The 23,647-nt window shown below is 70.4% G+C and carries 23 protein-coding genes and 1 pseudogene; 5 read left to right on the top strand and 19 right to left on the bottom strand.

All coding sequences use genetic code 11. From position 1 onward, the window contains the following. Positions 1-8 precede the first annotated feature (8 nt). On the bottom strand, positions 9-2,168 hold the full coding sequence (locus Q0L15_RS08045) for a response regulator (protein ID WP_296603495.1): 2,160 nt from the start codon (positions 2,166-2,168) through the stop codon (positions 9-11). Continuing rightward, a complete protein-coding gene (locus tag Q0L15_RS08040) occupies positions 2,165-2,557 on the bottom strand; it encodes an STAS/SEC14 domain-containing protein (RefSeq protein WP_296603493.1) in 393 nt (130 codons plus the stop codon). The genes Q0L15_RS08045 and Q0L15_RS08040 overlap by 4 nt, the downstream gene beginning before the upstream one ends. A gap of 208 nt (positions 2,558-2,765) precedes the next feature. Between Q0L15_RS08040 and Q0L15_RS08035 the strand changes: the two genes are divergently transcribed. Continuing rightward, positions 2,766-2,927 (top strand): hypothetical protein, encoded by a 162-nt coding sequence (locus Q0L15_RS08035; RefSeq protein WP_296603492.1) that lies wholly within the window; start codon positions 2,766-2,768, stop codon positions 2,925-2,927. A gap of 20 nt (positions 2,928-2,947) precedes the next feature. Here the strand turns inward: Q0L15_RS08035 and Q0L15_RS08030 are convergent, their stop codons facing one another. The 4 genes from Q0L15_RS08030 to hsaA are packed head-to-tail and all read right to left on the bottom strand — an operon-like array spanning position 2,948 to position 6,629. After that, positions 2,948-3,616, bottom strand: a complete 669-nt coding sequence (locus tag Q0L15_RS08030; protein ID WP_296603490.1) for a flavin reductase family protein — start codon at positions 3,614-3,616, stop codon at positions 2,948-2,950. Positions 3,617-3,657: 41 nt separating this feature from the next. Beyond that, positions 3,658-4,560 carry an iron-dependent extradiol dioxygenase HsaC gene (gene hsaC / locus Q0L15_RS08025; RefSeq protein WP_296603489.1) on the bottom strand — a complete coding sequence of 301 codons (903 nt, stop codon included), beginning with the start codon at positions 4,558-4,560 and terminating at the stop codon, positions 3,658-3,660. Beyond that, entirely contained in the window at positions 4,557-5,459 is a 903-nt protein-coding gene (gene hsaD, locus Q0L15_RS08020; RefSeq protein WP_296603488.1) for a 4,5:9,10-diseco-3-hydroxy-5,9,17-trioxoandrosta-1(10),2-diene-4-oate hydrolase, read from the bottom strand. Before hsaD ends, hsaC begins: the two co-directional genes overlap by 4 nt. Before the next feature lie 3 nt (positions 5,460-5,462). Beyond that, on the bottom strand, positions 5,463-6,629 hold the full coding sequence (gene hsaA, locus Q0L15_RS08015) for a 3-hydroxy-9,10-secoandrosta-1,3,5(10)-triene-9,17-dione monooxygenase oxygenase subunit (protein ID WP_296603486.1): 1,167 nt from the start codon (positions 6,627-6,629) through the stop codon (positions 5,463-5,465). Between the two features lie 549 nt (positions 6,630-7,178). On the opposite strand from hsaA, the gene Q0L15_RS08010 reads away from it, so the two are divergent. Next, positions 7,179-7,490, top strand: a complete 312-nt coding sequence (locus tag Q0L15_RS08010) for a hypothetical protein (protein ID WP_296603485.1) — start codon at positions 7,179-7,181, stop codon at positions 7,488-7,490. Between the two features lie 23 nt (positions 7,491-7,513). On the opposite strand, the gene Q0L15_RS08005 is transcribed toward Q0L15_RS08010, so the two are convergent. Continuing rightward, positions 7,514-7,732 carry a hypothetical protein gene (locus Q0L15_RS08005; protein ID WP_296603484.1) on the bottom strand — a complete coding sequence of 73 codons (219 nt, stop codon included), beginning with the start codon at positions 7,730-7,732 and terminating at the stop codon, positions 7,514-7,516. Between the two features lie 175 nt (positions 7,733-7,907). On the opposite strand from Q0L15_RS08005, the gene heR reads away from it, so the two are divergent. From heR to Q0L15_RS07990, 3 genes are all read left to right on the top strand, one after another. Then, complete coding sequence (heR, locus tag Q0L15_RS08000) at positions 7,908-8,684, top strand: heliorhodopsin HeR (protein WP_296603483.1); 777 nt, start codon at positions 7,908-7,910, stop codon at positions 8,682-8,684. Positions 8,685-8,813: 129 nt separating this feature from the next. Next, positions 8,814-11,078 carry a SpoIIE family protein phosphatase gene (locus tag Q0L15_RS07995; protein ID WP_296603482.1) on the top strand — a complete coding sequence of 755 codons (2,265 nt, stop codon included), beginning with the start codon at positions 8,814-8,816 and terminating at the stop codon, positions 11,076-11,078. A gap of 96 nt (positions 11,079-11,174) precedes the next feature. After that, positions 11,175-12,020, top strand: coding sequence for an alpha/beta hydrolase (locus Q0L15_RS07990; protein WP_296603481.1), 846 nt, complete (start codon positions 11,175-11,177; stop codon positions 12,018-12,020). A gap of 139 nt (positions 12,021-12,159) precedes the next feature. Here Q0L15_RS07990 and Q0L15_RS07985 read toward each other — a convergent pair whose 3' ends face one another. The 12 genes and pseudogenes from Q0L15_RS07985 to Q0L15_RS07930 form a co-directional block, all read right to left on the bottom strand. Next, positions 12,160-14,043, bottom strand: coding sequence for a propionyl-CoA synthetase (locus Q0L15_RS07985; RefSeq protein WP_296603480.1), 1,884 nt, complete (start codon positions 14,041-14,043; stop codon positions 12,160-12,162). Positions 14,044-14,160: 117 nt separating this feature from the next. After that, positions 14,161-15,090, bottom strand: coding sequence for an acetamidase/formamidase family protein (locus Q0L15_RS07980; RefSeq protein WP_296603479.1), 930 nt, complete (start codon positions 15,088-15,090; stop codon positions 14,161-14,163). Positions 15,091-15,115: 25 nt separating this feature from the next. After that, positions 15,116-15,424, bottom strand: coding sequence for an EthD family reductase (locus Q0L15_RS07975; RefSeq protein WP_296603478.1), 309 nt, complete (start codon positions 15,422-15,424; stop codon positions 15,116-15,118). A 177-nt stretch (positions 15,425-15,601) separates the two neighbouring features. Further along, entirely contained in the window at positions 15,602-16,312 is a 711-nt protein-coding gene (locus Q0L15_RS07970; protein ID WP_296603475.1) for a FadR/GntR family transcriptional regulator, read from the bottom strand. A 9-nt stretch (positions 16,313-16,321) separates the two neighbouring features. Then, positions 16,322-16,750 carry a RidA family protein gene (locus tag Q0L15_RS07965; RefSeq protein WP_296603473.1) on the bottom strand — a complete coding sequence of 143 codons (429 nt, stop codon included), beginning with the start codon at positions 16,748-16,750 and terminating at the stop codon, positions 16,322-16,324. A 35-nt stretch (positions 16,751-16,785) separates the two neighbouring features. Further along, positions 16,786-17,586 carry a creatininase family protein gene (locus Q0L15_RS07960; RefSeq protein ID WP_296603472.1) on the bottom strand — a complete coding sequence of 267 codons (801 nt, stop codon included), beginning with the start codon at positions 17,584-17,586 and terminating at the stop codon, positions 16,786-16,788. Then, positions 17,583-18,560: an ABC transporter permease gene (locus Q0L15_RS07955; RefSeq protein WP_296603470.1), complete on the bottom strand. Its 978-nt coding sequence runs from the start codon at positions 18,558-18,560 to the stop codon at positions 17,583-17,585. Before Q0L15_RS07955 ends, Q0L15_RS07960 begins: the two co-directional genes overlap by 4 nt. Continuing rightward, on the bottom strand, positions 18,557-20,101 hold the full coding sequence (locus Q0L15_RS07950) for a sugar ABC transporter ATP-binding protein (protein ID WP_296603468.1): 1,545 nt from the start codon (positions 20,099-20,101) through the stop codon (positions 18,557-18,559). The genes Q0L15_RS07955 and Q0L15_RS07950 overlap by 4 nt, the downstream gene beginning before the upstream one ends. Next, the gene (locus Q0L15_RS07945) at positions 20,098-21,177 is read right to left on the bottom strand and encodes a substrate-binding domain-containing protein (RefSeq protein WP_296603467.1); all 1,080 of its coding nucleotides are present in this window, start codon (positions 21,175-21,177) and stop codon (positions 20,098-20,100) included. Before Q0L15_RS07945 ends, Q0L15_RS07950 begins: the two co-directional genes overlap by 4 nt. 14 nt (positions 21,178-21,191) lie before the next feature. Next, positions 21,192-22,166 carry an ABC transporter permease gene (locus tag Q0L15_RS07940; RefSeq protein WP_296603466.1) on the bottom strand — a complete coding sequence of 325 codons (975 nt, stop codon included), beginning with the start codon at positions 22,164-22,166 and terminating at the stop codon, positions 21,192-21,194. Between the two features lies 1 nt (position 22,167). Next, positions 22,168-22,941 carry a fumarylacetoacetate hydrolase family protein gene (locus Q0L15_RS07935; RefSeq protein ID WP_296603464.1) on the bottom strand — a complete coding sequence of 258 codons (774 nt, stop codon included), beginning with the start codon at positions 22,939-22,941 and terminating at the stop codon, positions 22,168-22,170. 439 nt (positions 22,942-23,380) lie between these two features. Further along, positions 23,381-23,647, bottom strand: a pseudogene (locus tag Q0L15_RS07930) (4-hydroxy-2-oxovalerate aldolase); the annotation flags it as partial.

Here is a 23,647-nt window from a genome sequence, read left to right as displayed (position 1 = left end):
GAGGGCGGTCAGGCCCCCATCAGCCGGTCCAACGACCACCGGGCGTCGTCGTACTCGACCTCGAGCTGGTCGACCAGCACCCGCGCCCCGGGGTCGCCGGGGGCGTGCTCGATGCGCCGGGCCACCTCGGCCACGCGCACCGCACCCAGGTTCGCCGCGCTGCCCGCGAGCTGGTGTGCCGCCTGCCGCAGGCCCGGCTCGTCACGGCCCTCGGCCGCGGCCCGGATGGCCGAGAGCAGCTCGGGGGTCGAGCTGGTGAACGCCGCCGCGACGGCGCCGAGCAGGCCGCGGCCGTCGTCGGGCCCCAGGCCGCGCAGCAGCTTGAGCCGCTCGGGGTCGAGGACGACGTGCGTCTCCTCGGAGGCCTCCGGATCATCCGCCACCTCCGGCTCGGCAGCGGCGTATCTCGCGAGCACGGCTTCGAGCGCTGCGACGTCGAGCGGCTTGGCCAGGAACCCGTCCATGCCGGCGGCGCGGCAGCGGGCCCGCTCCTCGGGCGTGCTCGCGGCCGTCAGTGCGACGACCGGGAGCCGGGCGCCGTCGGCCTCCCGCCGGCGGATCTCGGTGGTGGCGTCGAAGCCGTCCATGACCGGCATGTGGCAGTCCATCAGCACGAGCGCGTAGTCCTCGCGAGCGATCGCGTCGAGGGCCTCGGCGCCGTTGCCGGCGAGATCGACGGGGTAGCCCGCGCGTCCGATCAGGCCCTGCGCGACCACCCGGCTGATCCGGTCGTCCTCGACCACCAGCACGCGACCGCGGCCCTCCGCTCCCGCCGTCCGGGCGACCGGGCGCTCCTCGTCCCGGGCGACCACGGGCGGGGCCGGCACGAGGTCGAGCAGCACCTCCAGCAGCTCCGAGCTGCGCACCGGCTTGGCCAGCACGTGGTCGACGCGCACCTCCCCCAACGCCGCGGGCTCGATCCCGACACCGTTGCCGAGCAGCACGAGGCGGGTGGTGGTCAGTTCGGGATCGGCGGTGATGCGACGGGCCAGGGTGAGCCCGTCGAGGTCGGGCAGTCCCAGGTCGAGGACCGCGACGGGGTAGGGATTCCCCGTCTGCGCCGCGGACCGCAGCAGCGGCACCACCGCCTCGGCGTGGGCCACCACGTCAGGACGCAGACCCCACTCGCTGAGCTGCGACTGCAGCACCAGGCGGTGGGTCTCGTTGTCGTCGACGACGAGGACGCGCCGTCCCTGCAGCGGGTGGGGGTCGGGTCCGGGCGCGATCTGGGTCTCGGCCACCGGCATCGGGATCTCGACCCAGAACGTGCTGCCGCGGCCCAGGGCGCTGTCCACCCCGATCGTGCCGCCCATCGCCTCGGCGAGGCTCTTGCAGATGGACAGGCCGAGCCCGGTGCCGCCGTACTTGCGGGTCGTGGACACCTCGGCCTGGGTGAAGGAGTCGAACAGGGTGCGCTGCGCCTCGACGTCGATGCCGATCCCGGTGTCGGCGACGTCGAACCGCACGCGCACGTGTCGGCCCTCCTGTGCGGCGACCCTCGCGGTGAGGACGATCTCGCCGCGGTGGGTGAACTTGACCGCGTTGGATCCCAGGTTGAGCAGGATCTGACGCAGCCGCGCCTCGTCGCCCACCAGGCGCTGCGGCACGCCGGCGTCGCAGTGCGCGATCAGCTCGACGTCAGGAGGTGGGGCCGGCGTGCCCAGGATGCTGGCGACACCCTCGACCAGCGCCCGGGGGTCGAAGTCGCGGTGCTCGAGCTCGACCATGCCGGCCTCGAGCTTGGAGAAGTCGAGGATGTCGTTGATCACCGCGAGGAGCGCCTCGCCGGCGTCGGTCAGGCCCTCGGCATAGCGACGTTGCACGGCGTTGAGCTCGGTCGTCAGCAGCAGCCCCCCGAGTCCGATCACGCCGTTGAGCGGGGTGCGGATCTCGTGGCTCATCGTGGCGAGGAACTGCGACTTGAGGCGCGAGGCCTCGATCGCCTGGTTGCGGGCCACCTCGAGCTCGGCCGTGCGAGCACGCACCTGGGCCTCGAGCTCCGCGCGCTGGGCGTCGAGCTCCTCGGCCAGCATCTCGATGCCGACCACGACCGCCTCGAAGTCCTCGTCGAGCCCGGTCCGATCGCCCCGGGCCGCGTAGTCCCCCTGGGCCAGACGCGTCAGGAGATCGATCACGACGTCGATGCCGGGGCGCCCGGCCGTGGTCACTGGACGCTCCTGGTCCACTCGACGGCGTCGGCCTCCTCGGTGAAGAGCCGCACGGGGATGGGCCCTCGTTTGAGGCCGATGAAGAAGTTGGCGAGCATGCGGGTCGCGGGCGAGCCCGCGAGCATGCCGACCGCCACGTAGTGCGCGTGGAGGTTCATGAAGAAGTGGCGAGCCGCTCGGTCGATCGCGGCGTCGGGGCGCAGGTCCACCAGCAGCCGGACCTTGCCGCGGTCGAGCGCCTGGATCTCGCGGTCGACCTGCTCGGCAGTCGTCAGGTCGCAGAACGCGCCCGGAGCCCACTCGAGACGGGCGATCTGGTTCTCGTCGTCCCACCACAAGCGGTAGCCCGCACCTGGCGTGCTCATCCCCCAGCCCTCATCCTTCTCCACCCCACAGTCGATCCTAGGCGATGGGTGCGACCCGTGCCTGCGAATGCACCCGGGCTGCGGCCGCCCGACGGCGATAGCAGGCCGGAGCTGCGGGACGGAAGGCCTGTTGCCGACCCGTGGACGAGCCGTTACCGATCGCTCTGGACCTCACCGACCGATTCGCGCGGATGTCTCGTGCGTCCCCCGAGTCACTCCTACGGTGACGGTCATGACGACCTTCGCCCTCGCTGCGACCGATCTCGAGGACCGTCGCACCACCGCACTCGACACCGACGCCGATGCCGCGCTCCCGCGCTCGGTCGCGAACCCACGCCGTACGACGTGGGCCGGCTTCGCCAAGAGCGAGCTCGACCGGCTGCCCGCCGGCTGACCCGCGCCGCGCGCCCCGGCTCAGCGGCGGCCGGCCGTGCGGTACTCGCCGCGGTAGAACAGCAGCGGGTCGGTCGACGCACCGTCGTCCTCGTCGGTGACCAGGTCGACGACGCGGCCGATGACCACGTAGTGGTCGCCGGCCTCGTGGACGGTGTGGATCGTGCAGTCGACGTGCGCGAGGGCGCCCTCGAGCAGTGGCGACCCGGTCGCGGGCGACGGCGTCCACTTCACCTCGGCGAACTTGTCGATGCCCCGGCTCGCCATCGTGTTGGACAGCTCGGCCTGGTCGTGGGCGAGGAAGTTCACGCAGAACTTCCCCGAGCGCTGGATCAGCGGCCAGGCGCGCGAGGTCTTGGCAGGGATGAACAGCACCAGCGGCGGGTCGAGGGACACGCTGGAGAACGACTGGCAGGTGAGCCCGACCGGCTCGTCGTGGCTCACGCCGGTGACCACGGTGACGCCGGACGCGAAGCGGCCGAGCACGTCGCGGAAGCGGCGTGCCGCGGCGACGGTCTCGGGGTCGTCGTGGACGGCGATGTCCTCGCCGGGGCGGAACTCGAAGTCGATGTCCTGGTCGCCGAGCCAGGAGTTGATCAGCTCAGGACTGGGCCAGGTCTCCCGTGCGTCGGGGCTCATGCCCTCCGGGATGTCGTGGGTGGGCACCTGGCGACTGGGCTCCGAGGTCATGAGCCCCAGTTTCTCACCCGGGCCCATTCAATGCGCTCCCGTCACTGGGCACCGCCGCCGAAGTCGTGGCCCCAGTAGGACACCGCCGTGGACTCGCGAGCCACCCACCGGCCGTCGTCCACGGTGAGCCCGTCGGTGCCGAACTCCACGTCGAAGCCGCCAGGCGACTTCACGTAGAACGAGATCATCTCGTCGTTCATGTGCCGCCCGAGCGTGGCCGAGAGCGGCGCCTGGTGCTTGCGCACCCGCTCGAGCGCGCGACCCACGTGGTCGAGCTCGTCGACCTCGAGCATGATGTGCACGCACTTGGCGGGGTTGGGCATCGGCAGGAACGCCAGCGAGTGGTGGCGCGGGTTGACCCCGAGGAAGCGCAACCACACCTTCGAGCCGGGCTCCTTGCCGACGAACTCACCCGGCATGCTCATCGAGTCGCGCAGGCGGAAGCCGAGCACGTCGGTGTAGAACCGCAGCGCCTCGACGTCGTCGAGCACGGGCAGCACGATGTGGCCCATGCCCTGGTCGCCGGTCACGAACCTCGCGGCGTACGGCGTCACCACCGGCCGGGACTCGTAGGTGATGCCGTGGAAGAGCTCGAAGACGTTGTCCCACGGGTCGCGGAAGCGCACCAGCTCCTGCACCCGGCGCTCGTCGAGCTCCTCCCGGGTGCCCTCCTCGAACTCGACCCCCGCCTTGCTGAGGTGCTCGCGGGCCTCCTGGAGCGCGTGGTGGTCGGCGAGCTCCCAGCCCGTCGCGGCGAGCTGGTCGACGTCGGAGGGGAAGACGACGAGCCGGGCCGAGACCTGGTCGATGCGCCAGTACTGGTGGTCGGGGTGGGGCCCGCGACCCTCGGCGAGGCCGAGCACCTTGCCGGCGAACGTCTTCCACTGGTCGAGGTCGGTGCTGGCCACGCGCACGTAGCCCATGGACTTGATGTCGATGGTCATGCGGTGCCCTTCCGTGGACGTTCGATGTGGCGGGCGAGGAAGGCCGTGGAGATCTCGGCGAACTCCTCAGCGGCCTCGATCTGCGCCCAGTGCCCGCAGTGGGGGAACACGTGCAGCTGTGCCTTGGGGATGAGCTTCAGCGCGGTGAGCGCCCCGTCGAGCGGGTTGACCCGGTCCTCGCGGCCCCATGTCAGCAAGGTGTGCTTGCGCAGCCGGTGGGCCTCGCGCCAGAGCATCCCGTCCTCGGCGGTCTCGGGATTCCAGAACGACATGCCCATGGAGCGCATGGCCTCCTGGGCGCCCGGCGCCGTGGCGTCGGCGAAGCGCTCCTCGACGAGCTCGTCGGTGACCAGCGACTGGTCGACGACCATCGTGGAGATGAACGCCCGCAGCTTCTCGCGGGTCGGGTCGCCACCGAAGTCCATCAGCCGTTGCACGCCCTCGGTGGGGTCGGCGTGGAACAGGTTGAGCGAGAGGCCACCGGGGCCCATGAGGATCAACCGGCCGACCCGGTCGGGATGGCTGAGCGCCAGCCGCATCGCCGTACCACCGCCGAGGCTGTTGCCGAGCAGGTGGACGCGCTCGATGCCGAGCTCGTCGAGCAGCTTGACCACGTAGTCCGCTGCGTGGCGGTAGTAGTTGCCCACGACCGGCGGCTTGTCGGACCCGCCGAAGCCCGGCTGGTCGACCAGCAGGGTGCGGAACGACGCCGCGAAGTGCGGCAGCGCCCGGCCGAAGTTCGACCACGCCGACGCGCCCGGCCCGCCGCCGTGCAACATCACCAGCGGCAGTCCTCCGCCGGCCTGGCTGGACCGGGTGTCCGGCCCAGCCTCGTAGTAGTTGAGCGTGATGTCGCCGGCCTTGGCGGAGTGCTGGACCGACTCCTTGGCGTAGGTCATCGGTCAGTACATCCCCGGGTCGACCTTGTGGCCGAACTCGTGCGCGCCGAACATCTGCAGCGCCCGCTCGGGATCGTTGGCGGCGTGCACGCGGCCGGCGTGGGCGTCGCGCCACGCGCGCTGGAGGTAGGTGCCGGTCGCGAGCGCCCGGCCGCCAGAGGCCTCGAAGAGCGAGTCGATCGCGTCGATCGCGCGCTGGGTGCCGAGCACCTGGTCGCGGCGGACCTTCAGGCGCAGACCGAGCGGGATCTTCTCCCCCTTGGCCACGCAGGCCTGCTCCTCGCGGATGTTGTTGACCAGCAGCGCCCAGGCGGCGTCGATGTCGGAGGAGGCCTTGGCGATGCGGACCGCGGCGAACGGGTCCAGCGAGGCCTTCTCGCCGAGGTACGCCGCGCGCACCCGCTTCTGCTGCATCTCCACGTGCTCGGCGTAGGCGCCCATCGCCATGCCGATGATCGGGGTGGTGATGGTGCCGGTGAAGATCGAGTGGAAGGGCAGCTTGTAGAGGTCGGAGGGATTCTGCTCCTGGCCGGGGCCGAAGCAGCGACCGGTGTCGCTCATCGAGAGCGTGAAGTCGGCGGGCACGAAGACGTCCTCGACCACGATGTCGTTGGAGCCGGTGCCGGAGAGGCCGACGACGTTCCAGACGTCGTTGATCGTGTAGTTCTCCCGCGGGACCAGGAACGTCTTGAAGTCGACGACCTGCCCCTCCCCGTTGAACACCAGCCCGCCGAGCAGCACCCAGCTGCAGTGGTCGCAGCCCGAGGAGAAGCTCCACTTGCCTGAGAGCGTGTAGCCGCCGTCGGTGACCACGGCCTTGCCGGTCGGGGCGTAGGACGAGCTCACCCGCGTCGCGGTGTCGCTCCCCCAGACCGCCTGCTGAGCGGTGTCGGGGAAGAGCGCGATCTGCCAGGGGTGGACTCCCACGACGCTGGAGACCCAGCCGGTCGAGCCGCACGCGCCCGCGATGTCGCGGACGGCGGTGTAGAAGTCGACGGGGTCGGCCTCGAGGCCGTCGAACCTGCGGGGCTGGAGCAGCCGGAAGAACCCGACCTCCTCGAGCTCCTTGATCGACGCCTCGGGGACGACGCGAAGACGCTCGGCCTCGTCGGCCCGCTCCCGGATCCCGGGCAGCAGGTCACGGACGCCATCGAGAACAGCCTGGGACATCGCATCTCCTGTCGTGGTCGGACGCCAGCAATACTAGAACACGTTCTTGTTTTGGTCGAGACGGCGCGGCTCGAGGCGTGTGAACGTTGCGTTACGCCGGGCCGGTCGGTGAGCGACGCATGGACCGGTTGCTCCGACGCACTCCCGCCCTCGTCGCGACCGTCGCGCTGGCGCTCGCTGCGACAGTCCTCGCCCCGATGGCGTCGAGCCCCGCTGCTCCCGGGCCGACCGAGCGCCCGCGCGCCGCCCTGCGCGACGCCACGACCTGCGCGCCCACGGCCGAGCTGCGGACCGCCCGCGGCGTCGTGCTCCTGGTCGCTGGCACCGGCTCGACGCCCGAGGACACCTGGTCCTGGAGCTACGAGCCGGCCCTACGGGCCGACCCTACGGACCGACGGCTTCGCCACGTGCACGGTCGAGCTGCCCGACCACGCTCTGGGCAGCTTCACCGAGGCGGCGCCGTACGTCGTCGCCGCGATCCGCACCGCCGCGCGGCGAGCCGGGCACCCCGTCGCCGTCGTCGGGCACAGCCAGGGTGGCGCGCTGCCCGTGTGGGCACTGACCTTCTGGCCAGGCCTCGCGAGCCGGGTCACCGACGTGTGCGTGCAGGACCCCTCCGAGCACGGTCTGATCCTCGGCGACCCGGTCGCCTACGCTCTCGCGCTCGACGCGATCACGCACGCGGGACCGGCCGACGTCGACCGGCTGCCGGTCGACACGTGCGACCAGACGTTCATCCCGCACGGCGACCCGGCGGGGTCACCGGTGTTCCTGCAGGCCGTGGCCCGGTTCGCGACCGGGCTCCTCGACCCGACCCGCTGGGTCGACCGGGAACCTGCGGTGCCGGCGTACGCGCGCTGAGCGCGCGGTCCGCCGGCCAGGGTTCAGCGGGCCAGGCGGAAGGCCGGGTAGGTGAAGTCGGGCACGAAGACCAGCGTGCCGTCGTCGACGAGGTCCCACAGGGTCGCGATGACGTCGCAGCGCTCGGCGTGCTGGTCGGCGACGGCGACGAGGATCTCGGCGGGAGACCAGGCGCCGTTCCCGACCGCGACGATCACGGCCTCGGTGAGGGTGGCGGGGGCAACGAGCGTGGCGAGAGACATGATGAGTCCTGGTGGACGGTGGGTTTCGTTCTCCTGACATCTCCAGCATCGGCCGCTCGAGCCTGGATCACAGGTGCGGAAGGTCCCCCTCGGGGATGTCTTCGGTCCTGAACGTGCCTAAGTCGTCGGGCCCGGCGAGCCGGCAGGGGGCGGGGCTCGGCAGCATGATGGGCACATGACCGTCTCCACGCCGACCGCGACCGGCGTCGACGACCGCAGCCTGCGGTCGCTGCGCAGGTGGAACCTCGCTCTCACGCTGCTCCACCTCGGGCAGGCCGTGGCGGTCCTCGCCCTGGCGACCGACTTCGCGGTCACCGTGACGCGGTCGCTGCCCCAGGGACCTCCGGGCACCCCGGCCGGATCGCCGGAGTCGCTGTTCGACGTGCGTGTGGGGGCAGCCGTCGCGGCCTTCCTGGCCCTGGCCGCGCTCGACCACCTGCTGACGGCCACCGTCCTGCGGCGCACCTACGAGGCCGACCTGCACGCCGGGATCAACCGGTTCCGCTGGGTGGAGTACTCGTTCAGCGCCACGCTGATGGTCGTGCTGATCGCCCTCTACACCGGCATCGACGGCGTCTCCGCACTCATCGGCATCGCCGGCGCCAACGTCGCGATGATCCTGTTCGGCTGGCTGCAGGAGGCCGCCAATCCCCCGGGCCGGACGGCGGTCACCATGCGGCCGTTCTGGTTCGGGTGCGTCGCCGGGGCAGCACCATGGATCGCGATCGGCTACAACCTCGTGGCCGCGGAGGAGGTGCCCGGCTTCGTCGTCGGGATCTTCGTGTCGCTGTTCGTGTTCTTCAACAGCTTCGCGCTCAACCAGTGGCTGCAGTACCGCCAGGTCGGGCCGTGGCGCAGCTACGCGTTCGGCGAGAGGGCGTATCTGGCGCTCAGTCTGGTCGCGAAGTCGGCGCTGGCCTGGCAGATCTTCGCCGGCTCGCTGGCCTCCTGACGAGGCCGAGATCGCGGTCGCGGTGCCTTCACGTGTCCGGGTGAGCACCCATGTCCCGCGCGGCGTCTAGGATGCGGAGGTGATCCAGAGCCCTCTTAGCCCGGCCGGTCGGCCCCGCTGACGCCCGCCTTGACCGACATCTCCGGGTCGCCCCACACCCCGTCGTACGGCGAGGTCGACCTCACCACCTGTGACCGCGAGCCGATCCACATCCCCGGCGCCATCCAACCCCACGGTGTTCTCCTCGCCATCGACGACGACCACTGCGTCCGGATGGTCTCGGCCAACTCCGCGACCATGCTCGGCCTCGACCCGGAGGCGGCGCTGGGGTGCCCGCTCGCCGAGGTCGCGGGCCAGGACCTCGATCGGGCGGTCTCCGAGCGGCAGGATGCCGGGCTGTCCGGCAGCCCGCTCGTGATGACGCTGGCCGATCTGCCGCCCAGCGCGACGCTGGCGGGCACCGCGGTCGACGTCCGGATCCACCGCTCAGGCGCGCGCCTGGTCGTCGAGCTCGAGCCGCTGGCGGGCGCCGATCGGGTGGCGCTCTCCTACCACACCGCGCGCGGCGCGATGGCCCGGATGGCCGGCGCCTCGTCGGTCCACGAGCTGACCGCGACGCTCGCGCGCGAGATCCGCGAGCTGACCGCGTTCGACCGGGTCATGGTCTATCGCTTCGACCCGGACTGGAACGGCGAGGTCGTGGCCGAGGAGCGGCGCGCCGACCTCAACCCGTTCCTCGGACTGCACTACCCCGCCACCGACATCCCCGCCCAGGCGCGCCGGCTCTACACCGTGAACTGGACCCGGCTGATCGCCGACATCGGCTACGAACCCGTGCCGCTGCACCCTGTCTTCGACCCCGAGACGGATGCGCCGTTGGACCTGTCGTTCTCGACGCTGCGCAGCGTCTCGCCGATCCACATCGAGTACCTCTCGAACATGGGTGTCACGGCGTCGATGTCGGTCTCGATCGTGGTCGAGGACCGCCTGTGGGGTCTCATCGCGTGCCACCACTACTCCGGGCCGCACCGGCCGAGCCAGGACGCACGGGCCGCAGCGGAGTTCCTGGGCCAGGTCGCCTCCCAGATCGTCGTCGATCGCGAGCGGGCCGACGACCGCGAGGCCATGCTCGACACGCAGGCCACGATGGCCGGCCTGACCGCGCGGATCTCGGCGAGCACCCGGTCCCCGCTCGAGGCCCTGATCGACGACCCGGAGCTGCTGACGCTGATGCGGGCCGACGGGGCGGCCCTGTGCTTCGACGGCGTGATCACGACCCGCGGCACGGTCGTCGACGACGACACGCTCCGCCAGATCGCCGAGGCGCTCCGGTCACCCCTGAGCTATGCGACCAGCACCGACCAGGTCGCGACGCTGCTGCCTGACCTCGAGGGCGTCGGCGCGGCCGCCGGGGTGCTCCGCATCGGCTCCGCGCCCGACCGCTGGCTCCTGTGGCTGCGTCCCGAGCAGGAACAGGTGGTCGACTGGGGCGGGGATCCCACCAACAAGCTGCTCTCAGCCGCCGAGGGCCCGGAGGTCCGGCTCAGTCCGCGCAAGTCGTTCGAGAAGTGGCGCCAGGTGGTGCGCGGTCGCAGCCTGCCCTGGACGAGCTGGCAGCTCGATGCCGCAGACTCGCTCGGCAAGCACATGACCGGGCTGCTCCTGATGCGCTCGCGCGAGCAGATCGCGATGGCCGAGTCGCTGCAGCGCAGCGTCGTGCTCGACCGCCCCCCGGCCGTCGACGGCATCGAGCTCGCGGCGCGCTACCAGCCCGCCACCACCTATCAGCTCGGCGGCGACTGGTGGGACGCGTTCGTGCTGCCCGACGGGCGCATCGCCCTCGCGGTCGGCGACGTCGCCGGCCACGGGGTCTCGGCGGCCTCGGCGATGACCCAGCTGCGCACCGCGCTCCGCGCCTACCTCTTCGAGGGGCACGGACCCGCAGCGTGCCTCGACCAGCTCGACCGGCTCATGGACGGGCTCCTCGACCAGCGCATCGCGACGGCGGCCGTGGCCATCCTCGACCCCGGCACCGGCCGGGTGTCGATCGCGAGCGCCGGACACCCGCCGCCGATCCTCCTCGACGACGACGGAGTCACCGAGCTCGACGTGATGTCGCGTCCGCTGCTGGGCGTGGGCTGGGGAACCTCCACGACCACCGAGGTCGTCCTGGGCGCCAGCAGCACCCTGGTGATGTACACCGACGGGCTCGTCGAGGAGCGCGGCGTGGACCTGGACGAGCGCGTGGTCGCGTTGCGCGAGCTTGCTCGTCGCACGCACCACCCCGACGGTGACCTCGACCGGTGGCTCGAGGGCCTGCTCGCCGTCCAGGGGCCCGAGCCCGACGACGACACCACGCTGCTCGCCGTGCGGCTCGCCCCGATCTCGCGCTGACCGGCCGCCGAGCGGTCGCTGAACGGTCACAACGGGACGTAGTCCTCTGTCGTCCGCTCCCCCGCACGCCCGAGACTCGTGGTGCGGAGGTGGGCGATGACCGGTCGACGCAGGCTCAGCAGCGCCGCGGCACTCGTGCTGACCTCTGCCCTGCTCGCGGCGGCCTGCGGGAGCGGCTCGTCCGACCAAGAGGGCGCTGCCGCGCCTCCTCCGGACGCGACGGTGACCTACGCACCTGACCTGACGGCCGACGTCTACCTTCCGGCGCAGACCGGCCGGGCACCGATGGTCGTGCTCGTCCCCGGCGGCTCGTGGCAGACCGCCGATCCCACGGGTCTGGCCGGCCTCGCCGCCGGCCTGGCCGACCGAGGTGTCGTCGCGGCGACGGCGCACATCCGGGCAGCGGAGGACGACGTGACCTATCCCGTGCCCGTCGAGGACGTTCTGTGCGCGGTGTCGGGCGTCGCCACGGACGCCCGCACACGCGGGTTCCGGCCGACGCGCGTGGTCGTCCTCGGCCACTCCTCGGGGGCACACCTGGCAGCGCTGGCCGTCCTCGCGTTCGACGACTACGACCCGGACTGCTCCTCGCCCGTCGTGGAGCCCGACGGCCTGATCGGGATGAGCGGGCCGTACGACATCAGTCGGAGGTCCGACCTCGCGTTGGCACTCCTCGGCTCCGAGCCCGACGAGGACGAGGCGACCTGGCAGGCGGCGAACCCCGTCGAGCGCGCCTCCCTGAGACCCGACGTCCCCGTGCTGCTGATGCACGGCGAGGACGACGAGCTGGTCCCCGTCGAGTTCACCACGCAGTTCGCCGACGCGCTCGAGGCCGCCGGGCACCCGACGACCGTCGACCTCGTCCCGGACGTCGACCACCTCGGCATCTTCGCCGCGGATGTGGCGGCCGAACCCATCGCGGACTGGCTGGGGTCGTCCTAGCGCCGCCTGACAGAGGAGGGACTGATGTTCGGCATCGGAGTGCCCGAGGTCGTGCTGCTCCTGATGGTCGTCGCGCTGGTGATCTGGTTGCTGCGGCGACGCGAGCGCCTGCGCTGACTGACGGCGACAGACCAGCGGCTCAGCCGCCGAGCTGGGGCCGGATCCGATCGAGCACCGCCACGTCCTCGATCGTCGCGGGCACGGGAGGGGCCATGCCGTCCGCGATCTCTCGCATGGTCTTGCGCAGGATCTTCCCGGACCGGGTCTTGGGCAGGCCGTCGACGACCGTGACGGACCTGAGGGCAGCGACGGGACCGATCTCGCTGCGCACCAGCGCCACGAGCTCGGCCTCGATCTCCGCCGCGGGCGAGCGAACCCCACTCTTGAGCACGACAAACCCGCGTGGCCGCTGACCGGTCAGCTCGTCCCGCACTCCGATCACCGCGCACTCCGCGACGGCCGGGTGGCGGGCGAGCGCGGCCTCCATCACTCCGGTCGACAGGCGGTGCCCGGACACGTTGATGACGTCGTCGGTGCGGCCCATGACATGGAGATAGCCATCCTCGTCGAGGTAACCGCTGTCACCGGAGAGATAGTGACCCTCGAAGCCCGACAGGTAGGTGGAGATGAAGCGTTGGTCGTCCTCCCACACCGTGGTCATCGAGCCGGGCGGCAGCGGCAGACGGAGGCAGATCGCGCCCTCCACCCCTGCCGGCGCCGGTGCGCCGTCGGCACCGAGCACCCGCACGTCGAAGCCGGGCACGGGCACCGAGGGAGATCCCGGCTTCGTGGGCATCGGGTCCAGGCCGCGCAGGTTGGCCGCGATCGGCCACCCGGTCTCTGTCTGCCACCAGTTGTCGACCACAGGCACCCCGAGCACCCGCCCCGCCCACGCGTAGGTCTCCGGGTCCAAGCGCTCCCCGGCGAGGAAGAGCGTACGCAGAGAAGCCAGGTCGTACGTCGTGGTGAGACCGCCCTCGGGATCCTCACGCTTGATCGCACGGATCGCCGTCGGTGCGGTGAAGAGCCCCTGGACGCCGTGCTCGGCGACCACCCGCCAGAAGGCACCCGCGTCCGGGGTCCCGACGGGCTTGCCCTCGTACAGCACCGTGGTGGCACCGACGAGGAGAGGCGCGTAGACGATGTAGGAGTGGCCCACGACCCAGCCTATGTCCGAGGCCGCCCACCAGACCTGTCCCGGCCCGATGTCGTAGACGTTCCGCATCGACCAGGCCATCGCCACCGCGTGCCCGCCGTTGTCGCGCACGATCCCCTTCGGCCGTCCGGTCGTGCCGGAGGTGTACAGGATGTAGAGGGGATCTGTCGCCGCGACCTCGACGCATGCAGCGGGCCGGGACCGCCCCGCCTCCACGACGTCGGTCCAGGCGATGTCGCGATCGGGCACCAGTTGCGCGACCCCCTGCGGGCGCTGCACGATCACGCAGACGGTCGGCACGTGCGAGGCCAGCTCGAGAGCGTCGTCGAGGATCTCCTTGTAGGGCACGACCCGCGCCGGCTCGATCCCGCACGAGGAGGCCACCACGGCCGTCGGACGAGCGTCGTCGATGCGCGCAGCGAGCTCCGGAGCCGCGAAACCGCCGAACACCACCGAGTGCACCGCTCCGATCCGCGCGCAGGCCAGCATGGCGATCACGGCCTCAGGGACCATGGCCATGTAGATGACGACGCGGTCGCCCCGGGTGACACCCAGGTCGCGCAACCCGCCGGCGAACGCGGAAACCTCGGCGAGCAGCTCGGCGTACGTCAGGGTCCGCTTGCTGCCGGTGACCGGGCTGTCGTGGATCACCGCGACCTGGTTGCCCCGACCGGCCCAGACATGGCGGTCGACCGCGTTGTGGCAGGTGTTCAGGGTGCCGTCGGGGAACCAGCGGTAGATGGGCGCACCCGCGCGGTCGAGCACCGTGCGCGGCGGCCTGATCCAGTCGACGAGCCAGGCCTGTTCACGCCAGAACCCCTCGGGGTCCTCGATGCTGCGCCGGTGGGTGTCCTGGTAGACGGACATGCGAGACCTCGATCCTGAGCGGGAGTGTCGGTGAGACGAGCAGGCGACGGGCCGCGGCGTCCGGATCGGCGCGCCGCGGCCCGCCGCGGGGTCGGCGGGGGGTCGCCCTCGCCGCGGTCAGCCGAAGACGGACTTCGGCATGCTCATGTGTGCCCCACGAGTGACGTTCACGACCTGCGTCACCGCGAGGTCGCCCATCATCGAGCACAGGCCGTACGCGTCCGTGGTGCCCAGGCCGTACTCGCGCCCGAGCAGCTCGATCATGTTGCGCACTGCCTGCCGCGAGGCCTCGAGGAGGTCGGCGTGGAGGCCCATGCTGATCCACGCGTCCGGCGTCTCCGCCATCGGGCCGTCGAGACGAAGGTCATCGAGGACGGTGAGCCGCAGCTTGGCGCTCTTCATCGCCGTCTCGATCGCCGTCAGGCAGACCTCGCCGTTGCCCTGACGCGAGTGGGCGTCACCGATGAAGAACTGGGCGCCCTCCTCCCACACCGGCAGGTACAGGGTGGTCCCCGCGACCAGCTCACGCAGATCGATGTTCCCGCCGTGCGATCCCGGAGGCACGGTCGTGATGCGCTCGGTCGACTCCGGCGCCACGCCCATGATCCCCAGGAAGGGTTGCAGCGGCATCCTCACGCGGTCGCCCAGCGTGGTCTCCATCCGCTCCAGGTCGTGGGCGAACATCCGCAGAGCGCCCTCCTGGACGAAGTCGGGCAGCAGCCCGGTGCCCATCTCGCCCGGGAAGTTCAGGTTGAAGCCGAAGTCGATGACGTCCAGCTCCAGGATGTCGACCTTGAGTACCGACCCGACCTTCGCACCACGCACCCGGATGGGTCCGGTCAGCGTGTGCGGCCCGACGCCCGGGAACTCCACCGTCCGCAGGCGCATGACGTCCTCGAGGGTCGTCTCGGGCGTCACCCGACCGCCCCAGTGGGTGGCGGTCTCGATGTCGACGACGTCGCCGGACTCGATCTCCATCGCCGGCTTCATGCCGCGCTCGAAGTATCCGACCGTCAGGTTCTCCTGGGTCGCTTCCAGTCTCTCCATCGTGCTCTCCTCGGTCAGTCGGGCTTCAGAGGTGGTCGTCGGCGAGGGCGTGGTGCAGGTCCAGCTGCCCCGTGACGAAGAACGGCAGGTCGTCGACACAGGCCTGCATCTCCGGCGAGACCAGGGCCGCATCGAAGGTCTCGCGGTCCGGGAAGTCGACGTTGCAGATCAGGTACGGCGCGTTCTCCTCGAGCGAGGAGGAGAAGACCTTGCCGTACCGGATGCCCGTCACGCCGGGCAGCTTGCGGACCAGCGGGATGTGGACCTCGGCGTAGTAGCGGTCGAACTCCGCCGGGTCGGCGGGGTTGGTGTGGACGGCGACGAGAGTGATCAACGAAGGGCTCCGATCAGGGATGGGTCGCACCCGTTCCGGACGGGACGGGTGGTGGCTGGACGACGTCCGGCCGGTGGGGTCGCTGAACGAGGGCATGGCCGGGAGCCGGACCCTCGGATGTGAAGGACAACCGGCGAGATGCACCGGTCAGGGAGAGGTTCGAGCGGGCTGCGTGCCTCAGCGCTGGTCGCGCGTCAGCTCGCGGATCGTCTCGAGGTGGTGCTTCATGGCCGACCGAGCACGATCGCCGTCCCGGTCCGCGATCGCCCGAGCGATGTCGAGGTGGTGCTCGATGGTGACCTCCGCGACCCGGGGAGCGTGGACGGTCACCGACCGGCTCGCGTGGCCCAGGAGCTCGATGGTCTTGAGGACGTTGACGATGATGCCGTTCCCGGAGCAGGTGGCCACCATGTGGTGGAGCTGCTCGTCGACCGCTACCAGCGCCGCCGGATCAGCCACCACCCCAGCGGTGCGTTCAGCGAGATCGAGCACGGCGGCGTGCTGCTCGTCAGTACCGTTGCTGGCCGCGAGGGCCGCGACCTCGGGCTCGAGGATCGAGCGCAGCTCGAAGAGCTCGTCGATGCTGCCGCCGGCCAGCGCCATCGAGAACCGGACCGGCTCGAGCAGTTCCTCGGTCTCGAGGCTGCCGACCCGGGTGCCGGCGGCTCGGCTCGACGTCAAGATGTTGGTCGCCATCAGCGATCGGATCGCCTCACGCAGCGTGGCTCGACTGACCTGGAGCGCCTCGCTCAGCTCGCGCTCGCTCGGCAGCCGGTCGCCCGGCTTGAGCTTGCCCTCGAGGATGAGCGACTTGATGAAGTTCGCCGTCTCGCTGACCAGCGTCCTGTGCGAGAGCGCCTCGAAGGTTCCGATGTCGGCCGTGCCCACGGTTTCTCCTCAGCTCCGAGACTCCGTGGATACTGCGGCGGCAGACCCAATGACCGCGACGGCCTCGATCTCCATCAGCAGCTCCGGCAGTCCTAGGTTGGCGACCTGCACCATCGTGCAGGTCGGGAATCGACCCTCCGGGAAGTGACCTAGCCTCACGGAGAGCTCGTCGTCAGCATGCCGGATGTCGGTCAGGAGGACGGTGATCTTGACGACATCCTGGATCGAGCCGCCAGCCTCCTCACAGACTGCCTTGATGTTGTCATAGACCTGCTCTGCCTGCGCCCGCGCATCGCCGATGCCGACCGTGTCTCCGGCTGCGTCGAAGGCGACCTGTCCGGAGATGAACAGCAGGTCGCCGTACCGGATGCCGTGCGGGTACGTGTGCGGCGGCGGCGGCGGCGCGACGCTCGCGGGGTTGACGTAGGTGAGAACCATGGTGCTCTGCTTCCTCTCGGGGTCCGTCGGTGGTGTCAGTGGCTCTTCAGGAACTCCTGCAAGCTGCGCCGCGGGTAGGCCTTGTGGAGCTGCTCGATCGTCTCCACGAAGTGCGAACCGGCCGCCGCGATCTGGTCGAGGAACACCACGCCCTTCTCGGCTGTCGCGACCGTCGGATCGCCCCACACCCCGGAGTCGAGGACGCTGCGGGTCATGCCGCTGCGGGTGAAGAAGAAGGACGACACCATCGAAGGCGTCGGCGGGATGGGGAACTCCGGAAACTCGCGCACGGCGCTGTCCATGTCGACCAGGTCGGGGTCGACTGCCAGGGTCGCTGACGTCTCCCCCACGTTGGCGTGCAGGCCGGTCGCGGGGCTGATGTACTCAGCGAGCTGCTCCGGCTCCAGGGTGTCCCAGTAGTTGAACCCGAAGACCAGGGCGTCGCCAGGGATCTGGTCGCCGACCTCGGAGATCGCGGCACTGATCGCCATCACGTTGGAGTAGTGGCCGTTGACGAAGACCACCGACGAGAAGCCGCCCGCGACCAGCGACTTCGCCAGGTCCTGGATGATGCCGGTGAAGGTCGCGATGCTGACGTAGGGGATGCCCGGGAAGCCGTGGTGGTCCCCACTGAGGCCGTACGGGACCGCCGGGGCGACGACGCCGCCGATGCGCGCAGCGATGCGTTCGCACGCCGCGGTGGCGAGCAGAGTGTCGGTGCAGTACGGACCGTGCGGGCCGTGCTGCTCGGTCGCCCCCAGCGGGACGAACACCCGGTCACCCTCACGGACGCTGGCCGTCACCTCCGGCATCCGCATGCGTTCCAGCTTCTTCATGCCTTGCTCCTTCTGTCGACGAAAACGGCCACGGTCGCCAGGATCAGCAACCCGCGGATGACCTCTTGGTAGAACGTGTTGATCTGCAGGTAGTCGAAGGCCGCGACGATGACCTGCATCAGCAGGACGCCGCCGAAGACGCCGATGACGGTGCCGCGGCCACCCATCAGGGAGACCCCGCCGATGACGACGGCCGCGATGACGGCCAGCTCGGCTCCGTCGCCGGTCGTCGGTCCCGCCACGCCGGAGCGCATCAGCAGGTACATGCCGGCCAGCGACGCCAGGACGCTGCAGGCGACGTACGAGCCGAGCCGGACCCGGTTGACGTTGATCCCGGCGAGCCGGGCGGCCTCCTCGTTGCCGCCGACCGCGTAGAGCCGGCGGATCGCGACCATGTGCGAGAAGCACAGTCCGACGCCGATCCAGAAGACCACGATGGCGAGGTTGACGGCGTCGATCCCGAGGATCTGTGCGGTGTAGAAGTCGTACATCGCAGGCGCGACCCGCCCGACGGGCTCGGTGCTGATCGAGAACACGACGCCCTGGAGGATGTAGTAGACGCCGAACGTCGCGATGAACGGCGGGACCTTCAGCGCCAGCACGATGAAGGCGTTGGTGAGGCCGACGACGATGCCGACCAGCACCGCGACGCCGATCGCCGCGGGCAGCCTGCTGTCCTGACCCGACATCACCATGGCGGTCGCCATCGCGCTGAGCTTGGCCGTCGCCCCGATCGAGAGGTCGATGCCGCCGCCCAGCATCACCACGAGCTGGCCGACGGCCAGGATGGCGAAGAAGGCGGACTGCTTGTAGACACCCAGCAGCCCGTCGCTGGTCCGGAACATCGGCGACTCGTAGGCGACGATCACAGTGAGAGCCAGCAGGAGGACGTACACCCCGATGACCTGGGCGTCGAGGTGGGTCGGCAGACGAACCATCCAGCGGCGCGGCGCCGCCACGACCGGGGCGCTCATGCGGGCGTCCCGACGGCTAGGGACATGACGTCCTCCTCGGAGGCACCCATGGGCAGCTCGCCCGCGATGGCGCCCTCACGCATGACGAGGATCCGATGTGAGCACTGGAGCACCTCCGGGAGCTCGGACGAGATGAGGATGACCGCGGACCCGGCGGCCGCCAGGTCAGCGATGGCACGGTGGACCTCGTGCTTGGCCGGCACGTCGATCCCGCGGGTCGGCTCGTCGAAGACGAAGAGCTGCGGGACCGGGCTGCGGACCAGCGACTTCCCGATCACGACCTTCTGCTGGTTGCCGCCGCTGAGGCCGCCCACCCGCGCCTCGGTGTCCTTGGGACGCACGTCGAGGCGGGCGATGACCTGCTCGGCCAGTTTTCGCTCGGACTCCCGGCGCACGAGGCCGCCCCGGGAGACCTCCCTGAGGTTGGGCAGCGCGACGTTCTCGCTGATGGTGTGGGGCAGCAGGGCACCTTCGTCCCGCCGGTTCTCCGGGATCACGGCCATTCCGGCGGCCACCGACGCGCGCGGGGAGCCGAGGCGTACGGCGCGACCGCACAGCCGCACCTCGCCCGCATGCGGCCGGTGGATGCCGGCCAGCGAGTTGGCGAGCCGGGTGCGGCCCGACCCGACCAAGCCGGCGATCCCGACCACCTCACCGGCGGCCACGGTGAGGTCGATCTCGGGACCGCCCTTGAACAGGCGGACCCCCGAGACCTCGAGGACGACGTCGCCGTGGTGCTGCCGGTCGTGCCGTGCGGCGTCGATGTCGCGCCCCACCATCAGGCGGATGAGGTCTGCTTCGGTGGTGCCCTCCATCGGCCGGGTCTCGACCCGCTTGCCGTCTCGCAGCACCGTCACGCGATCGGCCAGGCTGGTCAGCTCGGAGAGCCGATGGCTGATGTAGACCACTCCGGTGCCCGAGTCACGCAGGCCGCGCACGATCTCGAAGAGCTGCTCCAGCTCGCGGCCCGCCAGCACCGCCGACGGCTCGTCCAGGACGATGATCTTGGCGTCGAAGAGGAGCGATCGCGCGATCTCGACGCGCTGCTGCTCGGCGATCGACAAGGTCTCGACCCGGCGATCGAGCGCCAGAGGAACGCCCATCCGCGCGGCAGCCTCGGTCGCCGCCCGGCGCTGGGCGCGCCAGTCCACTCGTCCAAACCGCGCCCGGATCTCGGTCCCCAGGAAGAGGTTCTCGAGCACGGTGAGGGTCGGCACCAGGCTGAACTCCTGGTGCACGACCGACACCCCGGCCGCCCGGGCCGCGGCCGGGGTGGCCATGGCGGATACCTGTCCGTCGATCTCCACGGTTCCCTCGTCGGGCTGGGTGGCACCCGCCAGCACCTTGATGAGGGTGCTCTTGCCGGCGCCGTTCTCGCCGAGCAGGGCGTGCACCTCCCCGGCCCGGAGGTCCAGGTCGACGGCGGACAGCGCCTGGACGCCGCCGTACCGCTTGCTGATCCCCCGCATCCGAAGCAGCGTGGTGTTCTCGCGCTGCATCGACGCGGGCGGGGGAATGAGGGTCTCGACGGGCTCGGTCATCGCACCAGGTTGAGCTTCGCGAGCTGGTCGGCCGAGAGAATCGAGTCGGAGCCGATGATGTAGTCGTCGGTGTACTCCTCGTTGTAGAGCTTCGCGACGTCCTCGGTGTAGATGTTCTCGTTGCCGTCCTTGGCCGTCACGTCGATGAACTTCGGCAGTTCCTCGCCGGCCAGGGCGTCCATGGCGGCCTCGAAGCAGTCTGCCGCGAGCGTCGCGGGGAACTGCATGGCGCCGAGCGGGATGTCGTTCTCGAGCGACATCCGGAGCACGCCGTTGCTGAGCGTCGCGCCGGCGACGGGAGGCATCTGTGCAGGCTTGGCGTCGACGAGCGCGCTCATGATGCCGGTGACGGACTCGCCGCCACTTCCCCACCAGGCGTCGATCTGCTTGCCCGAGGCGAGGAAGGTCTGGGAGAGCTTCTTGGAGTCGCTGACGGAGAACTGGCCGTAGCCCTCCTGGACGATCTCGACCCCGGGGGCCTCCGCGACCGCCTCCCGAAGGGCCTTGCCCATGATCTCGGAGGTGTCGACCCCGGCGATGCCGTCCACCACCGCGATCGTGCCCTTGCCACCGAGCGCGTCGTTCACCAGCCACTTGGCCTGGGCGAGCGAGGCCTCGTAGGTGTTCATCGCGACCTGAGTGGTGTAGTCCTCGGAGTCGACGCCACTGGCGCACAGGATCACGGGGATGTCCTGCGCCATCGCCCGCTCGACCGGGCCGACCGCGGCGGACTTGCCGAGCGGCGTCAGGATGATCGCGTCGGGACGCTGGTTGAGCGCGGACTCCAGCTGGCCCAGCTGCGTCTCGGCGTTGCCGGCGGCGTCGAAGTACAGCAGGTCGTCGACCTTGCCGGACTCCTTCGCGACCGTGTCCATGATCGCGTCCATCTGGGCGGCCCAGCTGTTCGTCGTGCCCTGGGCAAGGTAGGCGATCTTGTACTTCTTCTCGCCGGACGCCTTGTCGCCCCCGTCTCCTCCGTCGTCCCCCGAGCAGGCCGTGGTGGTCGCCAGGGCTCCGGCCAGCGTGACGGCCAGGACGAGCCGGCTGTTGAGCTTGAAACTCGTGATTCCAGGCATGCTTCGTTCCCTCTCTACTTCTTGATTGCTCGGTGAGCGATGAAGGCGAGGGCGACCACGATGATCGCCCCGCGCGCGATGAGCTGGACATGCGAACCGATGCCGCTCAGCACGAGAACGTTGAGCACGACCGTGAGGGCCAGTGCTCCGAGCGCCGCACCGAGAACGCCGCCCTTACCTCCGGTGAACGCGACGCCGCCGATGACGGCCGCGGCCACGCTGTCGAGGTCATAGCCCTTGCCGGCCGCGCCGTCGACGTAGCCGACGTACGAGCTCAGCACCACGCCAGCGAGGGCCGCGAGCCCGCCACACAGGGCGTAGATGCCCACCAGCAAGAGATCGGTGCGCACCCCCGCGCGGCGGGCCACCCCGAGCGAGGTGCCGGTGGCGTAGACGCGGCGGCCGTAGGTCCCGCGGCGCAGCCCCACGTGCAGGGCCACCGCGAGCGCGACACAGAGCACGGCTGACCAGGGCACGACGCCGATCCCGTCCTGCGTCAGGCCTCGCATCCGCTCGGGGATCGCGCCAGGAGGGGCGCCCCGGGTGTAGACCAGCTGCAGGCCCGAGACCAGGGCGGCGGTGCCGAGAGTGACGATGAACGGCGCCACGCCGCGATAGGCGACGAGCACGCCGTTGAGCGTTCCGACGCCCAGTCCGAGCAGGACCGCGGCGAGGACCGCGACCGCGATCCCGCCCAGCCCTTCGCCGCTCAGCGACGCGACCACGACCAGCGACGCGCTCATCACGGCGGCCACCGACAGGTCGAGACCCGCGACCAGCAGCACCAGGGCCTGGCCGAGCGTCACGATGCCGAGGATCGAGGCCTGCAGGAGCAGCGAGTTGAGGTTCGTTGCCGTGTAGAACTGCGGGAGCCAGAGCGCCGTCGCGACCGCAGCGACTGCCGCGACGCCGAGCACTCCCAGGACGCGCAGGGCGACCGCACGGGCGGCGCCGGTGTCCGCGTGAGCCAGACCCGCTGTCGTGGTCATGTCACTGACCGCCCACGACCGGGTTCACCAGGGTCCCGATCCCCTCGATCGTGACCTCGACGACGTCGCCGGCGCCGAGCCGGATCGGAGGCTCCCGGAAGGCGCCGACGCCACCGGGAGTACCGGTGAGGATCACGTCACCGGGGTTGAGGGTGAACTGCGTCGAGAACCAGCTGACGATCTCTGACACCGGGAAGATCAGCTGATCGGTCCGGCTCTCCTGCATGACCTCGCCGTTGACGCGGGTTCGGATGGCCGCCCCCGCCTCCGGGTCGAACTCGTCGGCGGTCACGATCCAGGGGCCCAGGGGGCAGAACGAGTCGAGGCTCTTGCCCCGGACCCACTGCCCGTCGCTGAACTGCACATCGCGGGCGCTGACGTCGTTGGCCACCGTGTAGCCGAAGACGTGGTCGGGGGCCTCGGCCGGGGTGATGTCGCGCGCCGCGCGTCCGATCACCACGGCGAGCTCGCCCTCCCAGTCGACCGAGGAGGTGATCTCCGACGGCCACGAGATCTCCTCGTCCGGCCCGATGATCGAGGACGGGAACTTCGCGAAGATGAGAGGCGTCGGGGGGAAGTCCTGGCCGGTCTCAGTCGCGTGGTCGCGGTAGTTGAGGCCGACGCAGATGATCTTCGAGGGCTTCGCCAGGGGGGCCAGCACCGCGACCGTCTCGAGGGCCACGACGTCCTCGGGCCCGTGGTCGAGATCGAGGATCTCCTTCGGCTTCAGGCCGACCAGCTCCCGCTCGGACAGCGAGGACGGCAACAGCGTCACCGACGTCCCCTCGACCAGCCCGTACCGTGCCCCGCCGGCCACCTGGGTTCGAACAATTCTCACGTTCACACCTTTCGTCGTCGTGGTCATACCAGCAGGCCATCAGTTCGCCTGTCAACGCTTTCGTCCGAAATTCTGAACCGGCACGAGCGATGCTCTAGACGATCCCAAAAACCCTGAAAATAAGGGGTTTGACGCGTTTGGCGGCCCTGCAGCCGGTGACCAGCGCAGGTAAAATTTTTGGTCTGACCAGATGTCTTGAAGTCACGAAGGCGTTACGTCGCGGTAAAACTCGACCTTCATCGTCCGGAAGTGCGGGCACGCAGGGGTGGCATCACCGGCTCCTGCGGCATGACGACAAACGGACCCGTGACCTCGACGGTCACGGGTCCGTGCGGAACGTGGAGCGAACGCTCAGCTGCCGGCGGGCGATGCCGCCTTACGCCGTGCCGGCCTCGGCTCGGACCTTGTCCTGCTCGGCCTTCAGCATCAGCGCGATGTCGATGAGCTGGTCCTCCTGGCCGCCGATCAGCTTGCGGCGCCCGGCCTCGAGCAGGATCTTCGCGCCGGAGACGCCGTAGCGCTCGGCGGCGTTGCCGGCGTGCTTCAAGAAGCTGGAGTAGACCCCGGCATAGCCCATCATCAGCGTCATCCGGTCGAGCTGGCACTCCTCGGGCATCGCCGGCTTGATGACGTCCTCGGACGC

Source organism: Nocardioides sp. (genome assembly GCF_024509035.1).
Lineage (GTDB): Bacteria > Actinomycetota > Actinomycetes > Propionibacteriales > Nocardioidaceae > Nocardioides.
The sequence above is the reverse complement of the archived record's forward strand: the minus strand, read 5'-3'. Positions and strand labels throughout refer to the sequence as shown.